Source organism: Collinsella aerofaciens (assembly GCF_039752985.1).
GTDB classification, from domain to species: domain Bacteria; phylum Actinomycetota; class Coriobacteriia; order Coriobacteriales; family Coriobacteriaceae; genus Collinsella; species Collinsella aerofaciens_BT.
The window spans coordinates 1-3,250 of sequence record NZ_JBDMHA010000105.1 but is presented as its reverse complement, the minus strand read 5'-3'; the positions used below and the strand labels follow the sequence as shown (position 1 = coordinate 3,250).

Genomic DNA, 3,250 nt, shown 5'->3' with positions numbered 1-3,250 from the left:
CCTTTCTTGTTTGGCCGCAATCAATGACGTTGGCTGCGTGGCCGATAGTTGTTTTAGTTAATCAGATATTTCTCGAATGCGGCCATGTTCTTGGCATCTGCCGCCGCCGGATCATCGTAGTAACGACCGTCCGTGATTTCCTGGCCCAGCATGCCGTCGAAACCATGGGCGTTGAGCGTGGCGACGAAGGCGTCCATATCGTGCTTGCCATCGCCCCACACCAGATGGCCATACGGGTCACCGTCGATAAAGTGCATCTCGTGAATTGCCCCATCACCAAAGGCGGCAAACCAGTCCTCGAGCGTCTCGCCTGCAACGCCCATCGCGGTTGTATCAACCATGGGCTGTAAGTACGGGCTCGCGACCTCGTCAATCATGCGCTTCGCATCGGAAACCGTCGTCACAAGGTTGCTCTCCTCGGGACGCAGGCTTTCCATCGTGAGCACCAGACCGTGCTCGCCGGCATACTCCGCCAGAATGGACAAGTGCTCGCGGCTGCGCTTCCAGGCTTCCTCGCGGTCCTCGTCCCAGTCGCCCCAGCCCGAGTTGATGGACATACGGTCGCACCCAAGTACCTCGGCAAGCTCAATGCCGTGTTTAAAGTACGCCAGACTGCGCTGTTCATGCAGCGGCTTGCGTGCGCAGTACTGCCAAGGATAGACAACGTTCTCGGGGCACAGAGTACGATACCTAAGCCCACGGTCTGCAGCCTTTTTCGCCAGGACCTCAGCCTCAAAGTAGCCCGTATGGTCGAGCGTCACATGCGGCTCTGCGCACCACAGCTCAATGGACTCAAAGCCCAAACGCTGCTGCACATCAAGGAAGTAATCGAGCGACCACATGATGTAGTGGATATTCATGCCCGCAATCTGCTCGCGGCGCAGCGTCGGTTTGGATTCAGACATCTTATGCCTCCTTATTTCGATCGAACACGATTTGTCCGTCCGACATCGTCATATCAACCGCAAGATCGCGTGCGTCGCGATAATCGAGGTCAAACACATCCCGATCGAGCACGCAGATATCGGCAAGCTTGCCGACCTCGAGCGTACCCAGCTCGTCTTCGCGCATCAGATCGTACGCGCCCCCGGCAGTCCAAGCGCGCAAGAGCTCGACAAGCGTCAGCGTGTTGACCTCATTCACAGGCAGTCCGTCGGCGAAGAATCCGCCGCACGCGCTGTAGATTGACTCGCCCAGGCTCGGAATCAGCAGCGGCAAATCCGTTCCACAGCACACTGTGCATCCGGAATCTTCCATGCCGCGGCGATTCCAGCTGTGCAAAAGTCGCGTCTCGCCAATTTGTCGACGCATCATCGACAGGCAATCCTCGCGTCGGTCCAGCGTCAGAATCTGCGGATAGACCTCGCAAATTCCACCTAACTTGCCAAACTCGACAAGATCGGTCGGGTCAGAGTTCTCGAGATCGGTAATCGCATGGCGGCGAAGCATCCGTCCATGCTCGTCTCGAGGCAGCGAGGCATAGAGCGCCACGGTGCGACGAACGGCGCCATCGCCCTGGCAATGCAAGGAATATCGGAATCCGTCAGCATCAATTGCACGCAGCTCGTTCTCAATCAGATCCCACTCTGGCTCCTCGACGACCGTCTTGCCGGCAGCGCCCGCATCGGCCGAGTCCTCATAGGGTTCTATCATCTCGGCAAGCCCCGCCCATACGCCGCGATCGGTCATACGGTTGAAGCCAGAAAAACGAACGAACGGTCCCCGGAAGCGCTCTCGTGCCTCGCGGGCATATGCAAGATTTGCACCGGCACCCACCGGCTGCGACATCATAGAGACGCGAACCGTCAGCTCACCAGATTCCTCACGGCGAGCCATTTCGTCGGCAAAGCCGTAGTAGTCATCAAACGCCATCTCCTTGATGGCGGTAACGCCGCGTTCGTTAAGCATGCTCATGTAGTCCGAATACCCTGCACGCACCTCGGGCAGCGCGAGGAAATCGCTCATCATGCGCCAGATCTTCTCGGCATAGCACGCCTGGGGTGTGAAGCCGTATCGCGCACTGGCGGCAGCATTGAGAACACAGGTATCCGCGCCCGGTGTAAAGCAGACGACGGGGATATCGCCAAAACACTCGTCAAACACAGCTGCTGTATTTGCGTTCTCGGCATCCGATGCCAACGTTTCGGGTAGGTTGTGGCCAAAAGCCGCCGCGCAATCCGGACGATCTTCTTTCCATGCACGCAAGAGCGACACGGCCTCTTTGGCATCAGCGATGCCGGACAGATCAGGCCCCAACGTCCGCAGCGCCCAGCCTGTATAGAAGGTATGCACATCGATCAGGCCAGGCATGACGGTGCGGTCGCCCAGGTCAACTACCTCGTCCGCCTGGGTCAAATACGAAGCTAGCTCACACTTGGTGCCAACAGCCTCAATTCGATTGCCACGGACCGCTACGAAACCTTCAAACGGCAGGTCCCCCGTACCGGTAAAGACGCTCTTAGACGTCAGGACCGTCAAACGATCAGACATCACAACCACCTACGCCGGAAGCATGCCAGAGATTGCCGTTACGATCAGGCCAAAGACGACCATGAAAATGAAGAACTTCCAAATGGTCTTCCACCATTGACCAAACGAGATCTTTGCCACGGCAAGACCGGCAACCGTCATGCCCGCCACGGGACTGATGGTGTTGATGGTCTGATTAGCAAACTGGAGCGCGGTAACGGCGGCTTCGGGATTGAGGCCCATAAGCTCGGTCAGCGGACCCATGACGGGCATGGTGAGCGCCGCAAGTCCAGAGCTCGAGGGAACCAGCAAAGAGAGCAGGCCAAGGACGATATACATAAACGTGGTGTAGACGGCGGCAGGTGCACCGGCCAGTGCAGTAGCGAGCGCCTGGAGGATGGTGTCGATGATCATGCCGCCCTCGGCGATGACCAGAATACCGCGAGCGATACCGATAACGACGGCAGCGTACGCAAAGTCGGCGAGACCCTTAACGAACTCCTCTGCGATCGTCTGCTGGTCAAGGCCGCCCAGGATACCGGCAAGCAAGCCCATGCCAAGGAACACGGCGGAAATCTGATTCATGTACCAGCCCTGGGTAACAAGACCCCAGACGATAATGCCCATACCGCAAGCAAAATCGATAAGCACGAGCTTCTGACGGATAGTGAACTCTTCCTCGATGGAGGCATCGGTCACGGAAAATTCAATACGCTTGAGCTTATCGTCCTCGTACACAATGGACGACTCGGGGTTTTTCTTGACGCGCATGGCGTAGCGC

Annotated in this window: 3 protein-coding genes; all 3 read right to left on the bottom strand. The window is 57.6% G+C overall.

Features of this window, described 5'->3' with window-relative positions; translation table 11 throughout:
* Window positions 1–53 precede the first annotated feature (53 nt).
* On the bottom strand, window positions 54–905 hold the full coding sequence (locus ABHR76_RS09675; RefSeq protein ID WP_346977567.1) for a sugar phosphate isomerase/epimerase family protein: 852 nt from the start codon (window positions 903–905) through the stop codon (window positions 54–56).
* Between the two features lies 1 nt (window position 906).
* The gene (locus tag ABHR76_RS09670; RefSeq protein WP_118081839.1) at window positions 907–2,490 is read right to left on the bottom strand and encodes an amidohydrolase; all 1,584 of its coding nucleotides are present in this window, start codon (window positions 2,488–2,490) and stop codon (window positions 907–909) included.
* A gap of 9 nt (window positions 2,491–2,499) precedes the next feature.
* The coding region (locus ABHR76_RS09665) for a TRAP transporter large permease subunit (RefSeq protein WP_346977564.1) at window positions 2,500–3,250 on the bottom strand (751 nt) is incomplete at its 5' end.